Origin of the sequence: Longispora fulva (assembly GCF_015751905.1) — a bacterium.
Lineage (GTDB): Bacteria > Actinomycetota > Actinomycetes > Mycobacteriales > Micromonosporaceae > Longispora > Longispora fulva.
In genome coordinates, this window is record NZ_JADOUF010000001.1 from 8,657,803 (window position 1) to 8,676,660 (window position 18,858).

At 66.9% G+C, this 18,858-nt stretch carries 11 protein-coding genes and 3 rRNA genes; 11 read left to right on the top strand and 3 right to left on the bottom strand.

From position 1 onward, the window contains the following. Positions 1-207 precede the first annotated feature (207 nt). From IW245_RS40020 to IW245_RS40045, 6 genes are all read left to right on the top strand, one after another. A complete protein-coding gene (locus IW245_RS40020; protein WP_231399098.1) occupies positions 208-1,761 on the top strand; it encodes a GMC family oxidoreductase in 1,554 nt (517 codons plus the stop codon). 14 nt (positions 1,762-1,775) lie between these two features. Then, positions 1,776-2,762: a methyltransferase gene (locus IW245_RS40025; RefSeq protein WP_197008245.1), complete on the top strand. Its 987-nt coding sequence runs from the start codon at positions 1,776-1,778 to the stop codon at positions 2,760-2,762. A 207-nt stretch (positions 2,763-2,969) separates the two neighbouring features. Then, on the top strand, positions 2,970-4,805 hold the full coding sequence (locus IW245_RS40030; protein WP_197008246.1) for a M4 family metallopeptidase: 1,836 nt from the start codon (positions 2,970-2,972) through the stop codon (positions 4,803-4,805). A gap of 100 nt (positions 4,806-4,905) precedes the next feature. Beyond that, positions 4,906-5,529, top strand: a complete 624-nt coding sequence (locus IW245_RS40035) for a DNA-3-methyladenine glycosylase (protein ID WP_197008247.1) — start codon at positions 4,906-4,908, stop codon at positions 5,527-5,529. A 41-nt stretch (positions 5,530-5,570) separates the two neighbouring features. Next, the gene (locus tag IW245_RS40040) at positions 5,571-5,939 is read left to right on the top strand and encodes an effector-associated constant component EACC1 (protein ID WP_197008248.1); all 369 of its coding nucleotides are present in this window, start codon (positions 5,571-5,573) and stop codon (positions 5,937-5,939) included. 2 nt (positions 5,940-5,941) lie between these two features. Next, the gene (locus IW245_RS40045) at positions 5,942-8,155 is read left to right on the top strand and encodes a caspase, EACC1-associated type (RefSeq protein WP_197008249.1); all 2,214 of its coding nucleotides are present in this window, start codon (positions 5,942-5,944) and stop codon (positions 8,153-8,155) included. Here the strand turns inward: IW245_RS40045 and IW245_RS40050 are convergent. Together IW245_RS40050 and IW245_RS40055 are read right to left on the bottom strand one after the other, a co-directional pair. Beyond that, a complete protein-coding gene (locus tag IW245_RS40050) occupies positions 8,146-8,745 on the bottom strand; it encodes a zinc ribbon domain-containing protein (RefSeq protein WP_197008250.1) in 600 nt (199 codons plus the stop codon). The two genes, IW245_RS40045 and IW245_RS40050, sit on opposite strands and share 10 nt — an antisense overlap. Positions 8,746-8,771: 26 nt before the next feature. Continuing rightward, entirely contained in the window at positions 8,772-9,665 is an 894-nt protein-coding gene (locus tag IW245_RS40055; protein ID WP_197008251.1) for a M48 family metallopeptidase, read from the bottom strand. A 271-nt stretch (positions 9,666-9,936) separates the two neighbouring features. On the opposite strand from IW245_RS40055, the gene ssuE reads away from it, so the two are divergent. After that, entirely contained in the window at positions 9,937-10,476 is a 540-nt protein-coding gene (gene ssuE, locus IW245_RS40060; protein ID WP_197008252.1) for an NADPH-dependent FMN reductase, read from the top strand. Positions 10,477-10,531: 55 nt separating this feature from the next. On the opposite strand, the gene IW245_RS40065 is transcribed toward ssuE, so the two are convergent. Next, the gene (locus IW245_RS40065; protein ID WP_197008253.1) at positions 10,532-11,653 is read right to left on the bottom strand and encodes a serine hydrolase domain-containing protein; all 1,122 of its coding nucleotides are present in this window, start codon (positions 11,651-11,653) and stop codon (positions 10,532-10,534) included. A gap of 178 nt (positions 11,654-11,831) precedes the next feature. Between IW245_RS40065 and tyrS the strand changes: the two genes are divergently transcribed. The 4 genes from tyrS to rrf form a co-directional block, all read left to right on the top strand. Beyond that, entirely contained in the window at positions 11,832-13,094 is a 1,263-nt protein-coding gene (tyrS, locus tag IW245_RS40070; RefSeq protein ID WP_197008254.1) for a tyrosine--tRNA ligase, read from the top strand. 491 nt (positions 13,095-13,585) lie between these two features. Then, a 16S ribosomal RNA gene (locus tag IW245_RS40075) occupies positions 13,586-15,101 on the top strand. A gap of 423 nt (positions 15,102-15,524) precedes the next feature. Continuing rightward, positions 15,525-18,635 (top strand): 23S ribosomal RNA (locus IW245_RS40080). A 110-nt stretch (positions 18,636-18,745) separates the two neighbouring features. Continuing rightward, positions 18,746-18,858: ribosomal RNA gene (gene rrf / locus IW245_RS40085) — 5S ribosomal RNA — on the top strand; the annotation flags it as partial.

Here is an 18,858-nt window from a genome sequence, read left to right on the forward strand (position 1 = left end):
GGAGCGGCGCCCGCACCGCGCCCCCGGCGTCGCATGTGGACCTCGCGCGCGCCGGGTGAGAGCAATTTCGGAGAAGCGCCGACGCCACGGGTTCGATACGTTCCCTGTGCCGCTGACCGGTGGGCGGGTCCGTTCCGTGCGGGCCGGGACGCCGACGGCCGCACGGCACGCGATCCGTTCCGACTCTCTCGAACCCGGAGACCGCCCATGAGCGTGCTGGACACATTCGACGACATCATCGTCGGCGCTGGCAGCGCCGGGATCCCGCTGGCCGCGCGGCTCAGCGCCGACCCGGCCCGGCGGGTCCTGCTGATCGAGGCCGGCCCGGACTATCCGACGCCGGCCGAGACCCCCGAGGACCTGCTCGACGGCAACCAGATGTCGCTGATCGACCACGACTGGCGGTTCACCGCCGGCCTGCTCCCGACCCGCCCCACCCGGTACTTCCAGGGCAAGGTCGCCGGTGGCGCGTCCTCGGTCGGGAACACGATCGCGATCCGGGGCGTGCCGGACGACTTCGACGGCTGGGCCGCCGCAGGTAACCCCGAGTGGGCGTGGTCGAAGGTCCTGCCGCACTTCCTGGCGCTGGAGAACGACCAGGACTTCGGCGGCGAGTTCCACGGCCACGACGGCCCGGTGCCGATCCGCCGGTGGCGCCCGGAGGAGCTGACCCCGGCCCAGCGCTCGTTCTACGAGGGCTGCCTGGCGGCCGGCTACCCCCGGGTCGACGACCACAACCACCCGGAGTCCACCGGCGTCGGGCCGGCCCCGTCCAACCGCAGGGACCTGCGGGAGCGGGTGTCGACGGCGTCGGCGTACCTGACGCCGGAGGTCCGCGCCCGGGAGAACCTCACGATCCTGGCCGACGCGGCGGTGAGCCGGGTGCTCCTCGACGACGGGGTCGTGCGCGGCGTCGAGGTGTTGAGCGGATCGACGACCCAGGAACTGCGCGCGCGTCGGGTCGTCCTGTCCGCGGGGGCGGTGTGCACGCCGGCGATCCTGCTGCGCTCGGGCATCGGCCCGAGCGACGACCTGCGCCGGCTCGGGATCGACGTCCGGCTGGACCTGCCGGGTGTCGGCGCCGGCCTGAGCGACCAGGCCCGTACCGGCGTCTTCATGGTGCCCAAGCCGGGCGCGGAGAACTTCGGCAAGTCCGTCGGCCAGATCGTGTTGCGCACCACCGGGACCGGCACCAAACGCGACAACGACATGTACTACGCGATGGTCAACCACTTCGACCTGTCCGTCCAGTTCCCGCACCTGCGGGAGGCCGCGGGGGCCGGGCGGGTGTTCTGCGTGCTCGTGGTGGCCCGCGAGCCGAGTTCGCGGGGCCGGGTCACCCTGGACTCGACGGATCCGCGGGTCGCGCCGCGGATCGATCTCAACTTCCTGTCGACGGAGGGCGACCACCGGCTGCTCGCCGACGGGCTTCGGGTCGGGTGGGAACTCGCGCAGACCCCGGAGATCCGCGATCTGGCCGAGCGGGTCGTGCTCCTGGACGACAAGACGATCGGCTCCGACGACGCCGTCCGCGACTACGTCACGGGAACGGTGGACTCGGCGTACAACCCGATCGGCACCGCGCGGATGGGCGCGGCCGGTGACCCGATGGCGGTCGTGGACCAGAGTTGCGCGGTGCACGGGATCGAGGGCCTGTACGTGGCGGACGCGTCCGTGATGCCCAGCATGGTCCGGGCGAACCTCAACCTGACCACCATCATGATCGGCGAACGGGTCGCCGCACTGTTGCGGGCCAGCTGAGGGGTGGGAAAGCGATGACGCCAGACGTCTCCTCGGCGCCGATCCTGGACCTGGTCAACGGCTTCCGTGCGGCCAGGTTCCTGATGGCCGCCACGGAACTCGGCCTGTTCGAGGCGCTCGCCGACTCCCCGGCGACCATCGACGAACTCGCCGCCCGCACCCACCTGACGCGCAGGGCCGCCCGGATCTGCGCGGACGCCATGGTCGCCGTCGCCCTGCTCGACCGCGACGGCGACATCTACGCCAACAGCGCCGCGGCGGCCGCGTACCTGGCGGGCACGTCGCCGGCGGACCTGCGCCCCTTCCTCCGGTTCTCCGGCCAGATCAGCTACCCGGCGTGGATCAACCTCGTTGACGCGCTCCGGCATGGCCCGACCTCCCAGATCACCGACCTGGATCCAGGGCGGCAGAAGGTCTTCTCCGAGGGCGTCGAGGCGCTCAACGCCGGCACCGCCGCGGCCCTGGCCGACACCGTCGACTTCGGTGCCCACCACCGGCTGCTCGACATCGGCGGCGGCACCGGCTCCTGGTCGATCGCCGTCGCGCGGACCAGCCCGCACCTGACGGCGACGGTGTTCGAGCTGCCGCAGGTCGTCGACCTCGCCCGGCAGCGGATCGCCGAGCAGGGCCTGACCGAACGGATCGACGTCGTCGCCGGCGACGTCCGGACGGCGGACCTGCCGACCGGCCACGACTGCTGCCTGTTGGCGAACGTGATCCACTGCTTCTCCCCGGAGGACAACCGGCGGCTGCTGGCGGCCGCGCGGCGTGCCGTTCTCCCGGGCGCGCGGCTGCTGCTCGCCGACTACTGGACGGACCCGACGCACACCGAGCCGGTCGTCGCCGCGCTGATGGCCGGCGAGTACGCGGTCAACATCGCCGACGGGGACGTGTACAGCCTCGCCGAGGGCCGCGAGTGGCTGACCGACACCGGCTGGCGGTTCGTCGCCCACGAGCAGCTCGCCGGGGCGAAGTCGGTGATTATCGCGGAGGCGGTCTGACCCGGGAGCCCGGGCGGCCCCGGGGCCGGGTGGCGTCCTCCATGGTGGACCGGCATGCCAGACCGTTCGGGTGGGCGCCCAGTTTAAGGTGGACTTATCGGGCGCTCAATAGGACCTTTGCTTCCGATAACGATAATTCCGATGCTCTCCTCATATCACCTGGAACTCTCTACCGTCGACTCAGTTGCGTCGATGAATGGAGCTCCGATGAGGAAACGTCCCCTCGCGGCCGCGGTCTCCGCCGTGGCCATGCTGCTGGCCGTCCCGGCCGTGGCCGCCGCCCGGCCCGAGCCGACCCCCACCCCGGAACAGGCCGCCGACCGGTACGTCGCGACGGCCGGCCTGACCAGCCCCGGCGTGACCGTCGTGCGCGGCACCCCGCAGCCGGGCACCCGGGGCCTGACCTATGTGGCCTACGAGCGCCGCTACCTCGGACTCCCCGTCGTCGGGGGCGACTTCGTGGTCGTGACCGACGCGCGCGGCCGGGTCGTGGACTCGGCGGTGGCGTACCCCGGACCGATCTCCGTTCCCGGCGACCCGACCGGCGCGGACGTCGTCTACGCGCCGGGCGGCCCCCGGTTCGCCAGGGCGGGGGAGTCCGCCGACCGCCGGACCTACACGGACCCGGCCACCGGTGCCGTGATCGCCTCCTTCGACCAGGTCAGCCACGACGTCGGCCACGGGTACCACAACGGGCAGGTGGACCTGGCCACCACGGCCGGCACGCTGAAGGACCCGGGGCGCGACGGGCTGGCGTGCGGCCCGGACACCACGAAGGTGCCGTACACGAACAGCACCACGACCTGGGGGAACGGCGACGCCAAGGATCTCGTGACCGCGTGCGTGGACGCCTACTACGCCGCGGCGAAGGAGTACGACATGCTGCGCGACTGGCTCGGGCGCAGCGGCATCGACGGCACGGGCAAGGCGTTCCCGCTGTACGTGGGCTGGGACGACGCCAACGCCTACTGGTACACCGGCTCGACCTACGCCCGGTTCGGCCACAACCAGAACAACACCCGCTGGCTGACCTCCCTCGACGTCGTCGGCCACGAGCTCGGCCACGCCATCTTCCAGCACACCCCCGGCGGTTACGGCACCTCGGGCGAGAACTACCCGCTCAACGAGGCCACGGCCGACGTCTTCGGCGTCCTCACCGAGTTCTACGCCAACAACCCGAACGACCCGGGCGACTACGACATCGGCGAGGAGGTCGACTTCGGCGGCGACGGCAAACCGATCCGCTACATGTACGACTCCTCCAAGGCCGGCCAGCTCAACTGTTACACGAACCCGATGCCCAACAACGACTACTACTCGGCCGGCGGCCCGCTGCGACACTGGTTCTACCTGACCGCCGAGGGCTCCCGCCCCGCCAACGGCCGCCCGACCAGCCCGACCTGCGACAACTCCACCGTGACCGGCCTGAGCCTGCGCACGGCCGGCGAGATCTTCTACAACGCGCTACTGCGCAAGACCTCCACCTGGGACTACGCGGCGGTGCGCCGCGACACCCTGGCGGCGGCCCGCCAACTGTTCCCGAACAGCTGCGCGGAGTTCACCGCGGTCCGCGCCGCGTGGAACGCCGTGAGCGTGCCGGCCCAGGCGGGCGAGGCCACCTGCACGGGCACCCCGTCGCCGACGACATCCCCCAAGCCGACCGGCTCCCCGAAGCCCACGGCGTCCCCGACGTCAGCGGGTCGCACCTTCACCGACGGCACCGCCCGGCCGATCAACGACCTGGCCACCACCACCGGCTCGGTCACCACCAGCCTGACCGGTCCGGCCGCCAGCCCGGTGACCCTGACGATCACCCTCCAGCACACCTGCGCCGAGGACCTGACGATCACCCTGCGCGCCCCCGACAACAAGACCTATCCGGTACTGGCGAGCAGGAGCGGCACCTGCACCCGCTGGTCCGGAGCCCGCACGTTCACGGTGCCGGCGGTGACCTCGCCGGCCGGCGGAACCTGGAAACTCCTCGTCGCCGACGACTACCGCCGCGACACCGGCACCCTGACCTCCTGGACCATCACCCTGTAGCCGACGCCCCGGGTCCGGACGGGCGGCATCCCCGCACCGCCCGGGCCGCGCACCCGGAAAACAGCGGTGCCGTGAGCGCGCACATGATGTGCTGGTTTCCATGTCCCACGGCATCGAACTGCCCCCAGGGCACGTGGCCGAGATCGCCCGTGCCCTGCTGGGGTGGGAACTCACGGCGAACGGCGTGCGCCTCCGGCTGACGGAGGTCGAGGCCTACGGCGGCGTGGGTGAGGACCCCGCGTCCCACGCCTTCCGGGGCCGTACCCCGCGGAACGCCGTCATGTTCGGCCCACCCGGCCACGCCTACGTCTATTTCGTGTACGGCATGCACTGGTGCCTCAACGTCGTCTGCGGCCCTGAGGACCAGGCGTCGGCCGTCCTGCTCCGGGCCGGCGAGGTGATCTCCGGAGTGGACACGGCCCGCTCCCGAAGAAGCGTCACCCGGACCGCGGGAGCAGCCCCGGTCCGGGACCGCGATCTGGCCCGGGGCCCGGCCCGCCTCACCTCGGCCCTCGGAGTCGACGGCACGGCGGACGGCACGCACCTCCTCGACGGCTCCGGCCCGGTGCTCCTCACCCCGCCGCCTACCCCGGTCCCGGCCGGACTGGTCGCTACGGGTCCCCGGGTAGGTGTGGTCGACGAGGACTTCCCCTGGCGCTATTGGCTCACCGACGCCCCGAGCGTGAGCGACTACCGCCCCCGGCCGGGGCGGCAGGGTGACTAATGCGCGACAGTCCGTAGTTGCCGCCACCAGAGTCCAGAAGAATGACCTCCGTGGATCTGTTGGTGGAGATCGGCGACCCGGGGGGCACCGGGCGCGAGCTGGAGTCGTTGTACACGGCGCTCGTCGCCGCCGACCACGAGGACGTGGACCTCGCCCGACGAACAGCCCCCGGGCAGGCGGGCGCGATGGGCCTGGCCGCCGACGCGCTGCTGATCGCCGTCGGCTCGGGCGGCGCGGGAGTCGCCCTCATCCAAGCCATCTGCACCTGGTTGCGGTCGCGCAGGTCAACGATCCGGGTGAAGATCAGCACTGGGAGCACGACCGTCGAGGTCGACGTGTCCTCCGCCCGGCACCCGCACGACGTACTCGCCCTGTTGGAGGCGGCCTTCCCCACGGACGGGCCCCGGTAGCTGTGGAACCGTTCCGGCCCGATCCGGCCAAGTCCCGTGCCGTGCTGGTCGGGGTGAGCACCTACCAGGACGGGGAGAACTACCCGGCGCTGCCGGCGGCCGAGGCCAACGTGCGCCGGCTGGGCCAGCTCTTGGCCGACCCCGACTACTGGGGGCTGCCGGCCGGGCACTGCGTCGAGCTGGTCAACCCCGGCAGCGCGGAGCTCGTCTTGGACGCAGTCTACGAGGCCAAGACCCGGGCCGCCGACACCGTGGTGTTCTACTACACGGGTCACGGCAGCGGGATCGAGGACGACCTGGTCCTCACCCTGCCCCGGACCATGTACGCGCGGCGCAGGTACCAGGGCGTCCGCTACGGCCAGATCAGCGACCTGCTGCGCGAGGAGGGGTCGCGCAACGAGGTCGTGATGCTGGACTGCTGCTACAGCGGTCTGGCGCACACCATGGCGGATCCGGGCTCCCATCTTCAGGCCCAGATCGGGCGGATGCCGCGCAGCACCTATGTCCTCACGTCCTCGCCTCGGGACTCGGTCTCCTTCGCGCCACCCGGGGCGACGTACACGGCCTTCACCGGTCAGCTCCTCGGTTGTCTGGAGGCCGGACTCACCGATTCCGGGGAGCACCTGCGGTTCTCCGACGTCTTCCGGGCGCTGACGGTCCGGCTGCGCGCGGCCAGGTTCCCCGCCCCGCAGCAGAGTGCCGGTGGCGTCGGCACCGACCTCGCCATCGTCCGCAACCGCAGCTGGCGCGGAGCGCCCACCGAAGCGACCGCGCCCACCGATCCGGCCGGGCACCCGACACTCGCACCCATCGAGGCGGCCCGGCGGCCCGCCAGCGACGACGAGGCCTCCGGCGCGGTGTTCGTCGCCGAGCGGATCGGACGCACCCTCGGTCCGCACGGCCGCCCCGTCCAGCTCGTCGACGCCCACGGCGCGGAGCAGTTCCCCATGGACGCGCTCGACGTCGCCGCGTTGACCCACCTGCCGACCCCAGCACAGGAACGGGGCGTCCGGCGGATCCGTGACCTTCTGCACCGGTGCAGAACGGAGCTGAGCGACGGCGCGGGCACGTCGGCCCTGATCGCGGCCAGCCTGATGGACGGCGCCCGGTCGCTCACCGCGCTGCCGTCCACCCTCGCGACAGGCCTGCGGGTATTCGCCGGCACCGTCACCGCCGCGCTGCTCGCGAACAGCCGACCCGCCCTCGCGGACGACCTCGCAGACCTGGCGGTGGGGCTGACCGGTGACCCAGCCCTCGCCCCGGAGATCCGGGAACTTGCCCGGCTCGGCATCCCGCAGAGCCTCGTACTGCACGAGGTCGGCCCCGAGGGGTACGCGGTGGTGCTACCCGGTCCACTTCTTGTACCCGCAAGGATCGTCTGGCCGGAGAAGCCGGTGCGGGTCCCACTGGCGAACCCCGTCATCGCGATGGTCGCGGGTCGGTTGAAGGATCAGATGATCGGCAGCCTGCGTCGCCATGCGGGAGGCGCGCCGCTGGTCATCCTGGCCGAGCGGATCGCTCTCACCGTGCTGGGCGGGCTCCGGGTCGAGGCCACCCAACTGCTCGCCCGGCGGGAGGCAGGTGAGTCGGGGCTGATCGTCGCGCAGCTGGGCGAGGACGTGGCGCTCCGCGCCGACCTCGGGGCCCTCGTCGGTGCCCAACCGGTCGTGGGCATGGCGGGCACGGTGCTGGCCGGCCGGGCGGCGGAATGCCGTGTGGACGGGCCCGGCCTGATCATCAAGGAGCCGGCCGGGGACGCCGACCGGATCGGGTGGGCGTTGTCCGCAGCCGCCGGCGCGCTCGCCGAGGCCCGGGACGCTGAGGCCCGGGCCGAGGCGAAGGCGCGGATCGGCCGGCTCGGCTGCGTGGCACCGGGTCTGCGGATCGGGGAGGCGCCCGCCAGTCCCAGTTATGCGGATCTCCGGCGGTGGAACCGGCTCCGGCGGCTACCGGCCGTGCTGCGGGCCGCCGCTGTGGGCGGGGTCATTCCCGAAGGGTGTGCGGCCCTGGAAGCCGTAGGGGCCACGTTGGACGCGCACGACCCGTTGGCGGTGGTGGCCCGGCGCGCGTTGTCGGCCCCGGCGGCGGCGCTGCGCGCGAATGCTCGTGGAGCCGACCCTGTGCCTCTGTGCGCGGCGACGGAGACCCTGGTCGGCGCGGTCCATCTGGCCTTCGAGGCCACGGCGCGCCACCTCGAGGAACGTGCTCAGGACTGAGCGGTTCCGCAGCTGCCGCAGAAGCGGGCGGTGACGTCGGTCGTCGCGCCGCATGCCGTGCAGAACCGGGTCTCCGCGAGGGCCTCGACCACCGGGGTCGAGACGGTGGCCGTGATCGGTGGCCCGGTCCGGAGCGCGACTTCGGGGGCGATCCGGCTGATGCTCTCGTGCACCACGGCCATGGCCTCGTTGTCGAGCTTTGCCGCGCGGATCAGTCCCCAGGCCTGGGTCGCGATCAACGGCAGGGCCACCAGGCTCGCTGCGGTCGCACCGGCAGCAAGCAGCGCGATCCGGATCCCGGCGACGCTGAGCGCCGCAGGGGCCATCTGCCTGCCGAACAGCCCGATGCCCGCCGTGACGACGAGTGTGTCGTCGTCGGGGGTCAGCAACACCTTGAGCGCGAGTTTGAGTCCCAGGATCGCCCGGATCGACCTGCCCCGGGAGATGCTGATGTCCCAGCCGCCGGCGATCGAGTCCTCCAGCACCACGTCGAACTTCTTGTCCCGGAAGTGATGGGCGAGGTCGGCCGCGACGCCGTCCAGCCCGGGCACCTCACCCCAGTAGGTCCGTTCGCTGCGAAACGTGCCCATCGCACACTCCTTGTCGGCCGCGGAACTCAGTCTTCGATGGCCCGGATCCCGCAGGCCGCACAGAACTGCGCGTCGGCCGGCATCGGCCGTCCGCACCGTCCGCACCGTCGGAGCTCCCGGACCGCCCGGCCGGCGGCGGCCAACGCGGCAAATCCGGAGCCGGACATCCAGAGCTGTGCCTCGCGGGCACGCACCGCTGGGTAGGGATGGGTGACCATCCCCCCGTTGCCCGTCCAGGCCAGGGCGCGCTCCCACCGCGAGTCCATCAGCGCCTCGTAGTCGGCGGCCTGGGCGGAGAAGTCCAGGATGCTGTACTCGCCGTCGTGCACCGGTAGGACGCCCCCGGCGAACCGCATCAGGACCCGTAGCCACACGTCGACGTCGCCGATGAAGGCGATTGCCGCCCGGTCGGCGCTCAGTTCGCTCTTGCGGTACCAGTCCATGAGTTTCGCCTGAACAGCCATGACCGTGATCGCCACGATTTTGCTGGCATTGCCCAGATTCACGAGTTGCGCGGCCATCGACCGGTAGAGCACGTGGTCGCACAGGATGTGCGCGCACTCGTGGGCGAGGACGGCCTGGATCTCCTCGGGAGGCATCCGCTCGATGAGGTCGCTGTAGATGACAATCGAGGTCCGAGTCCGCCCGGTGGTGTACGCGTTTAGCGGGCCGTGGGCCAGGAAGAGTTCGGGTTCCTCGATGCCGTAGGCCTCGCAGATCGGCGCGAGCAGCCGGTAAATCGACCCGAGCTGGCGGGGGCCGAGCCGGACCATGGTGGACATCTGTTCCTGCCGGGTCCGGCGCTCGTCAAAGTTCCTGAGGTAGAAATCGGTGAGTTTGCGCAGGCCGGGAACCTGTTCGAGATTGTCTCTGGCGATTCGGTCGAGGGGGTGGATGAAGTCCTGAACCCGGAACACCATGGATTCAGCCTTCCACCTCCGAAGGACGGAACTCAAGTCAGATCAAGGACTCCCGCTAATTCCTACTACTTTAATAGGTTAACGATGTGATGGCGGGCACCAGACCCTGGACAGCCCCCTGCCTGGCCGCTACGTTCCACCCATGAACCGGAGTCGAGTGCTCGTACGACGCAGAGTCGTCGACTTCCTCCGCGTGTGCAGCAGCGCCTGTCCGGGGTCGACGAACGCCTAGTCCACCCCCGCGCCGCCCCCGCCACCCTGGAGCTCCGTCATGCCCGGCATCCTCGCCATCTCCGGTTCACCGTCCCCCACCTCCCGCACCGCCCGGGTCCTCGACCACCTCGCAGCCCGGCTCACCGCGGCCGGCGAGCACGAGGTCACCACGATCGGCGTGCGCGACCTGCCCGCCGAGGCCCTGATCGGCGCCGACGCGCAGCACCCCGCCGTCGCGGCCGTCGCGGAGGCGATCGCGGCCGCCGACGGGATCATCATCGCCACCCCGGTGTACAAGGCCGCCTACAGCGGGGTGCTCAAGGCGCTCCTGGACCTGCTCCCGCAGTACGCGCTCGCGGGCAAGACGGTGCTGCCCCTCGCGACGGGCGGGACCGTCGCGCACGTGCTGGCCATCGACTACGCGCTGCGCCCGGTGCTGACGTCGATGGGCGCGGCGCACGTCGTACCCGGCTATTTCCTGCTCGACACCCTGCTCGGCGCCGGGCCCGACGGCGGCATCGTCTTCGCCGACACCGCCCAGGCCGGCCTGGACACCGTCGTCGCCGCCTTCCTCGCGGGGCTCCCGGTCATGGCCTGAGCCGTCCCTCACGGAAGGGCCCGCCCCCGTCAGGAGGCGGGCCCCGCGCCTGGCCCTAGAGGGACCGCAGGCTCGCGCCGCCGGTCGTGCCCGCCGGGCAGAACGCCGCCACGAACAGGTTGATCACGGCGGTCGAGGTGCCGCCCTTGTAGACGGTCTCCGACAGCGTCAGGCGCTTGGACCCGTCCTCCGTCTGGAACGAGTACGTGCCGTAGCCCGGGATCCCGCCGGTGTGCCCCCACAGGGTGATCCCGCACGGCAGCGGCTGCTGGTAGATCCCCAGCCCGTACGCCAGGCCGCCGGGCACGGTCGTCTTCATCTCGGCGAGCTGCGCCGGCTTCAGCAGCTTCCCGGACAGCACCGCCCGGTAGAACGTGTTGAGGTCCTCGGTCGTCGAGAGGATCTCCCCGGCCGAGTACGCCGCCGACGGGTTCCACGTCGTGATGTCCACGGCCTGCCCGCCGACCTCGACGTACCCGTGCGCGTGCGGCCCCGTGACGAACGGGCTGTTCCCGGGCACTGAGGTGTCGTGCAGCCCGGCCGGCCCGATGATCCGGCGCTGCACCTCCGACCCCCACGACCGCCCGGTCACCTTCTCGATGACCATCCCGGCGAGCACGTAGTTGGTGTTCGAGTACGCCCACGACGTCCCCGGCGGGAAGTTCGGCGGCTGCGCCACGGCGAGGTCCACGAGCTGATCGGGCGTCCACCGCTTGTACCGGTCGGCCACCAGCTCCTCGGGGGTGGTGAACAGCACGTCGGTGTAGTTGAAGATCCCGCTGGTGTGGTTGAGCAGCTGGCGCACCGTGATCCCGCCGCCGTTCGGCACCCGCCCCGGCAGCCACCGCTCCACCGTGTCGTCCAGCCGCAGCCTGCCCTCGCCGACCAGCTGCAACGCCACGGTCGACGTGAACGTCTTCGTCACGCTGCCGACCCGGAACCGGCCGTCCCTCGGCACCGGCCGGTTCCGCCCCAGCTCGGCGACCCCGCTGACGTCGCGTTCGACCCGGCCGCTCTCCCGGTACTCCAGCACCGCGCCCGGCGCGCCGGCGGCCACCACGGCGTCGAGGGCCGGCTGCAACCGGCCCGGTCGGGCGTCGGCGGCGCTGGCCGCGACCGGGACGGCCAGGACGACGGCCACCGCCAGTACCACGGAAACTGCTCTTCGAAGTCTCATTTTCCACTCCTTCGGCAACTCTGCGGCATTTCACCGTTGAGTCTGCCGAAGACGGGCCGTGCCCGAATCGGACCACGGGACGACGCCGGAGTGGTACCTGGGAGGGACGCGGACCCCGACATCGGCCCCGGGGAGGCGGGGCGGAAAACCGAGTGCCCCGTAGGGGACAATCACTCGCATGACCAGTGTTCTCGACGAACTCCAGTGGCGTGGCCTCATCCATCAGTCGACCGACCCGGACGCCCTGCGCTCCGAGCTCGCGAAGGGGCCGATGACCTATTACTGCGGGTTCGACCCGACGGCGCCCAGCCTGCACATGGGCAACCTGGTCCAGATCCTTGTCCTGCGCAGGCTCCAGCTGGCCGGCAACAAGCCGCTCGCCCTGGTCGGCGGCTCGACCGGCCTGATCGGTGACCCGAAGGAGTCCGCCGAGCGCACGCTGAACTCCAAGGAGACCGTGCACGAGTGGGTCGGGCGGATCCGGGCCCAGATCGAGCCGTTCCTGGACTTCGACGGCGCGTACGGCGCGACGATGGTCAACAACCTCGACTGGACGGAGGGCCTGTCGACGCTGGACTTCCTCCGCGACATCGGCAAGCACTTCCGGGTCAACAAGATGATCACCAAGGACGCGGTGGCCACCCGGCTGAAGTCCGAGGAGGGCATCAGCTTCACGGAGTTCAGCTACCAGATCCTGCAGGGGATGGACTACCTCGAACTCTTCAAGCGGTACGGCTGCCGCCTTCAGACCGGGGGCAGCGACCAGTGGGGCAACCTGACCGCCGGCACCGACCTGGTCCGCCGGGTCACGGGGGAGTCCGTGCACCTGCTGGCGACCCCGTTGGTCACCAAGGCCGACGGCACCAAGTACGGCAAGACCGAGGGCGGCACCATCTGGCTCGACCCGGAGCTGATGTCGCCGTACGCTTTCTACCAGTTCTGGATCAACGCCGGTGACGCCGACGTGATCAACTTGCTGAAGATCTTCTCGTTCCTGGACCGCGAGGAGATCACCGAGCTGGAGACTGAGACCGCGGAGAAGCCGTTCGCCCGGGCCGCCCAGAAGCGGCTCGCCGGCGAGGTGACCACCCTCGTGCACGGCAAGACGGAGACCGAGCAGGCCATCGCCGCGAGCCAGGCGCTCTTCGGCCGCGGCGCGCTCGAGGAGCTGGCTCCGAGCACTCTGCGGGCTGCGCTGTCCGAGGCCGGGTTGGTGCAGGTCCAGGACCCGCAGTTGTCCGTGGCCGCCCTCTTCAAGGAGGCCGGGCTCACCGCTGGGCTGGGGGAGGCCCGACGGGCGGTGGCCGAGGGTGGCGCGTACATCAACAACGAGCGGGTGGTCGACGCCGACGCGCCCGTTCCGGGCGATCGCCGGCTGCACGGGCGGTTCCTGGTCCTGCGGCGCGGCAAGAAGACGATCGCCGGAGTCGAGTTCGTCTGACGGGTACGAGGGGCCCGAGGCGTCGTCTCGGGCCCTTTTCCCTGGTCAGGGGCCTTCGTGGCCCCCGATTTGACCCAGGGGTGAACGCTCGCGTAAATTTCTCTCTGCCAGCGAGGAACGGGGCAAACCGGAAGAACTACACCGGGGCGCAGCGGGACCGGGCAACTTGGTGGGGGGCGGTGCGAGCCGCTGAAACCGACCGGGTAGAGTACGGCGAGACAGAGCGGTGCGGCCGCCGGGTGAAGCCCCGGTGAAGATCCGCGAAACCGATCTGGTAGGTTGGAAAGAACCCCGGAAGATCCACTCGAAAGAGTGATCAGATGGTGTGTGTTTGTTCTTTGAGAACTCAACAGGGTGTCGGAAAGTTAGTGCCAATTATGATTTACCCCGTCCCAGCTTCGGCTGGAGATGTGGATTCCTTTGGTAATGGACAACAGCGGCAAAGTAATATCTTTGCCAGCTATTGTTCTTTGCCGGGGTGCAAACAAACCTTATTGGAGAGTTTGATCCTGGCTCAGGACGAACGCTGGCGGCGTGCTTAACACATGCAAGTCGAGCGGAAAGGCCCTTCGGGGTACTCGAGCGGCGAACGGGTGAGTAACACGTGAGCAACCTGCCCTTGGCTTCGGGATAACCATCGGAAACGGTGGCTAATACCGGATACGACACAGTCTCGCATGGGATCTGTGTGGAAAGTTTTTCGGCCAGGGATGGGCTCGCGGCCTATCAGCTTGTTGGTGGGGTGATGGCCTACCAAGGCGACGACGGGTAGCCGGCCTGAGAGGGCGACCGGCCACACTGGGACTGAGACACGGCCCAGACTCCTACGGGAGGCAGCAGTGGGGAATATTGCGCAATGGGCGGAAGCCTGACGCAGCGACGCCGCGTGAGGGATGACGGCCTTCGGGTTGTAAACCTCTTTCAGCAGGGACGAAGCGCAAGTGACGGTACCTGCAGAAGAAGCACCGGCCAACTACGTGCCAGCAGCCGCGGTAAGACGTAGGGTGCGAGCGTTGTCCGGATTTATTGGGCGTAAAGAGCTCGTAGGCGGCTCGTCGCGTCGGTTGTGAAAACTCTAGGCTTAACCTGGAGCTTGCAACCGATACGGGCGGGCTAGAGTTCGGTAGGGGAGACTGGAATTCCTGGTGTAGCGGTGAAATGCGCAGATATCAGGAGGAACACCGGTGGCGAAGGCGGGTCTCTGGGCCGATACTGACGCTGAGGAGCGAAAGCGTGGGGAGCGAACAGGATTAGATACCCTGGTAGTCCACGCTGTAAACGGTGGGTGCTAGGTGTGGGGACCTCTCCAGGTCTCCGTGCCGCAGCTAACGCATTAAGCACCCCGCCTGGGGAGTACGGCCGCAAGGCTAAAACTCAAAGGAATTGACGGGGGCCCGCACAAGCGGCGGAGCATGCGGATTAATTCGATGCAACGCGAAGAACCTTACCTGGGTTTGACATGTGCGCTAAAACTCTAGAGATAGAGTGTCCTTCGGGGGCGTTCACAGGTGGTGCATGGCTGTCGTCAGCTCGTGTCGTGAGATGTTGGGTTAAGTCCCGCAACGAGCGCAACCCTCGTTCCATGTTGCCAGCACGTTATGGTGGGGACTCATGGGAGACTGCCGGGGTCAACTCGGAGGAAGGTGGGGATGACGTCAAGTCATCATGCCCCTTATGTCCAGGGCTTCACGCATGCTACAATGGCCGGTACAATGGGCTGCGATACCGTGAGGTGGAGCGAATCCCAAAAAGCCGGTCTCAGTTCGGATCGGGGTCTGCAACTCGACCCCGTGAAGTCGGAGTCGCTAGTAATCGCAGATCAGCAACGCTGCGGTGAATACGTTCCCGGGCCTTGTACACACCGCCCGTCACGTCACGAAAGTCGGCAACACCCGAAGCCGGTGGCCCAACCCGTAAGGGAGGGAGCCGTCGAAGGTGGGGCTGGCGATTGGGACGAAGTCGTAACAAGGTAGCCGTACCGGAAGGTGCGGCTGGATCACCTCCTTTCTAAGGAGCCTCTTTACCGCGAAAGCGGTCAAAGACCCCGCACTGGGCGAGTGTCCTGGTGGGGGTGTGCTTAATGGTGGAGACACTAACTAGTTCAACTCCGACAACGGCCACAACCCCTAGTACAGCCAGCTCGCTGGTGGGAACGGAAGAGTGGTGCGGTTGGAGTTGTAAGACACCCTGTTGAGTCCTGAAAGAACAAACCATGGTCCTGCGGACAGCAGATGCAAGCATCTGGGGTCCGCAGACTGCTGGGGATGTCTTTCATGCGAGGACACAGTCCGCGCCTTCTGCGACATACCGGTCGACGATGCCAGTGATGGTGGGTTCGGTGTTGGTGTTGTGGGTGGTGGTGTGGGGTTGGTTGTTTTTTGAGAACTGTATAGTGGACGCGAGCATCTTATTTACTTTGGTCAATGTTGTGGTCAAGTTGATAAGGGCACACGGTGGATGCCTTGGCACCAGGAGCCGATGAAGGACGTTGGAGGCTGCGATAAGCCTGGGGGAGTTGCCAACCTAGCGTTGATCCCAGGATTTCCGAATGGGGGAACCCAGCCAGAGTCATGTCTGGTTACCCACGTCTGAACACATAGGGCGTGTGGAGGGAACGCGGGGAAGTGAAACATCTCAGTACCCGCAGGAAGAGAAAACAACATGTGATTCCGTGAGTAGTGGCGAGCGAAAGCGGATGAGGGTAAACCGAGTGGCGTGTGATAGCCGGCAGGCGTTGCGTCATCGGGGTAGTGGGACCACTTGGATTCTTCTGCCGAAGGATCGGGAAGTCAAAAAATTGTGTGTTAGTCGAATGGCTTGGAAAAGTCGACCGTAGACGGTGAGAGTCCGGTAGGTGAAAGCGCACAGTCTTTCTGGAGTGGTATCCCGAGTAGCTGCGGACCCCTGAAATCTGCAGTGAATCTGCCAGGACCACCTGGTAACCCTAAATACTCCCTGGTGACCGATAGCGGACTAGTACCGTGAGGGAAAGGTGAAAAGTACCCCGGGAGGGGAGTGAAATAGTACCTGAAACCGTGTGCCTACAATCCGTCGGAGCTGACCGCCTTGTGCGGGAGGTGACGGCGTGCCTTTTGAAGAATGAGCCTGCGAGTTAGCGATACGTCGCGAGGTTAACCCGTGTGGGGTAGCCGTAGCGAAAGCGAGTCTGAATAGGGCGACTCAGTGGCGTGTCCTAGACCCGAAGCGGAGTGATCTAGCCATGGGCAGGTTGAAGCGCGGGTAAGACCGCGTGGAGGACCGAACCCACCAATGTTGAAAAATTGGGGGATGACCTGTGGTTAGGGGTGAAAGGCCAATCAAACTCCGTGATAGCTGGTTCTCCCCGAAATGCATATAGGTGCAGCGTCACGTGTTTCTTGCCGGAGGTAGAGCACTGGATAGCCTAGGGGGCCCACAAGCTTACTGAAGTTAGCCAAACTCCGAATGCCGGTAAGTGAGAGCGTGGCAGTGAGACTGCGGGGGATAAGCTCCGTAGTCGAGAGGGAAACAGCCCAGATCACCAGCTAAGGCCCCTAAGCGTGTGCTAAGTGGAAAAGGATGTGGGATCGCATAGACAACCAGGAGGTTGGCTTAGAAGCAGCCACCCTTTAAAGAGTGCGTAATAGCTCACTGGTCAAGTGGTTCCGCGCCGACAATGTAGCGGGGCTCAAGCACACCGCCGAAGCTGTGGCACTCACACAATAGCCCGGCCCGTAAGGGTCCAGGTGTGTGGGTGGGTAGGGGAGCGTCGTGTGGCGAGTGAAGCAGCGGTGTGAACCAGTTGTGGACGCCACACGAGTGAGAATGCAGGCATGAGTAGCGAATGCAGGGTGAGAAACCCTGCCGCCGGATGACCAAGGGTTCCAGGGTCAAGCTAATCTGCCCTGGGTAAGTCGGGACCTAAGGCGAGGCCGAGAGGCGTAGTCGATGGACAACGGGTTGATATTCCCGTACCCGCGAAGAAGCGCAAACGCTGAACCTTCCTGTACTAACCACCTCCTGAGACGGATCCCTTCGGGGTGAGGTTGATGGGGCTGGGAACTTGGGGGGTAGTAGGTGAGCGATGGGGTGACGCAGGAAGGTAGTCCAGCCCGGGCGGTGGTTGTCCCGGGGTAAGCCTGTAGGGCGAGACATAGGCAAATCCGTGTCTCATACAGCCTGAGAGGTGATGCCGAGCCGATTATGGTGAAGTGGATGATCCTATGCTGCCGAGAAAAGCCTCTAGCGAGTTTCGAGCGGCCCGTACCCCAAACCGACACAGGTGGTCAGGTAGAGAATACCAAGGCGATCGGGTGAACTGTGGTTAAGGAACTCGGCAAATTACCCCCGTAACTTCGGGAGAAGGGGGGCCGGAGACGTGATCCCACTTGCTGGGGGAGCGTTGTATGGCCGCAGAGACCAGGGGGAAGCGACTGTTTACTAAAAACACAGGTCCGTGCGAAGTCGTAAGACGATGTATACGGACTGACGCCTGCCCGGTGCTGGAACGTTAAGGGGACCGGTTAATCCTTCGGGGTGAAGCTGAGAACTTAAGCGCCAGTAAACGGCGGTGGTAACTATAACCATCCTAAGGTAGCGAAATTCCTTGTCGGGTAAGTTCCGACCTGCACGAATGGCGTAACGACTTCCCCACTGTCTCAACCACAGGCCCGGCGAAATTGCAGTACGAGTAAAGATGCTCGTTACGCGCGGCAGGACGGAAAGACCCCGGGACCTTCACTATAGCTTGACATTGGTATTTGAATTAACTTGTGTAGGATAGGTGGGAGACTGTGAAGCGGGCACGCCAGTGTTCGTGGAGTCAACGTTGAAATACCACTCTGGTTGATTTGGGTATCTAACCTCGGACCGTGATCCGGTTCAGGGACAGTGTCTGGTGGGTAGTTTAACTGGGGCGGTTGCCTCCCAAAATGTAACGGAGGCGCCCAAAGGTTCCCTCAGCCTGGTTGGCAATCAGGTGTTGAGTGCAAGTGCACAAGGGAGCTTGACTGTGAGACTGACAGGTCGAGCAGGGACGAAAGTCGGGACTAGTGATCCGGCACTCGCATGTGGAAGCGGTGTCGCTCATCGGATAAAAGGTACCCCGGGGATAACAGGCTGATCTTCCCCAAGAGTCCATATCGACGGGATGGTTTGGCACCTCGATGTCGGCTCGTCGCATCCTGGGGCTGGAGTAGGTCCCAAGGGTTGGGCTGTTCGCCCATTAAAGCGGTACGCGAGCTGGGTTTAGAACGTCGTGAGACAGTTCGGTCCCTATCCGCCGTGCGCGTAGGATACTTGAGAAGGGCTGTCCCTAGTACGAGAGGACCGGGACGGACGAACCTCTGGTGTGCCAGTTGTTCCGCCAGGAGCACGGCTGGTTAGCTACGTTCGGAAGGGATAACCGCTGAAAGCATCTAAGCGGGAAGCCTGCTTCAAGATGAGGTATCCCACCCCTAGAGGGTTAAGGCCCCCAGCTAGACGACTGGGTTGATAGGCCAGAAATGTAAGCCCGGTAACGGGTTCAGTTGACTGGTACTAATAGGCCGAGGACTTCACCACCATTCACCACAGTAATGTCGCGTCCACTATACGGTTCACAGAAAACAACACCCACCAAACCCACACGAAAGTGTGTGAGTTCAGTGCGGGTGCTGTTGTTCTGAGAGAGTTACGGCGGTCATAGCGAAGGGGAAACGCCCGGTAACATTCCGAACCCGGAAGCTAAGCCCTTCAGCGCCGATGGTACTGCCCTGGGGACGGGGTGGGAGAGTAGGACGCCGCC

What these genes read in the sequence shown, in the direction of transcription:
- IW245_RS40020 (WP_231399098.1), top strand. Translation starts at nt 208, where the DNA reads ATGAGCGTGCTGGACACATTCGACGACATCATCGTCGGCGCTGGCAGC.
- IW245_RS40025 (WP_197008245.1), top strand. Translation starts at nt 1,776, where the DNA reads ATGACGCCAGACGTCTCCTCGGCGCCGATCCTGGACCTGGTCAACGGC.
- IW245_RS40030 (WP_197008246.1), top strand. Translation starts at nt 2,970, where the DNA reads ATGAGGAAACGTCCCCTCGCGGCCGCGGTCTCCGCCGTGGCCATGCTG.
- IW245_RS40035 (WP_197008247.1), top strand. Translation starts at nt 4,906, where the DNA reads ATGTCCCACGGCATCGAACTGCCCCCAGGGCACGTGGCCGAGATCGCC.
- IW245_RS40040 (WP_197008248.1), top strand. Translation starts at nt 5,571, where the DNA reads ATGACCTCCGTGGATCTGTTGGTGGAGATCGGCGACCCGGGGGGCACC.
- IW245_RS40050 (WP_197008250.1), bottom strand. Translation starts at nt 8,745, where the DNA reads ATGGGCACGTTTCGCAGCGAACGGACCTACTGGGGTGAGGTGCCCGGG.
- IW245_RS40055 (WP_197008251.1), bottom strand. Translation starts at nt 9,665, where the DNA reads ATGGTGTTCCGGGTTCAGGACTTCATCCACCCCCTCGACCGAATCGCC.
- ssuE (WP_197008252.1), top strand. Translation starts at nt 9,937, where the DNA reads ATGCCCGGCATCCTCGCCATCTCCGGTTCACCGTCCCCCACCTCCCGC.
- IW245_RS40065 (WP_197008253.1), bottom strand. Translation starts at nt 11,653, where the DNA reads ATGAGACTTCGAAGAGCAGTTTCCGTGGTACTGGCGGTGGCCGTCGTC.
- tyrS (WP_197008254.1), top strand. Translation starts at nt 11,832, where the DNA reads ATGACCAGTGTTCTCGACGAACTCCAGTGGCGTGGCCTCATCCATCAG.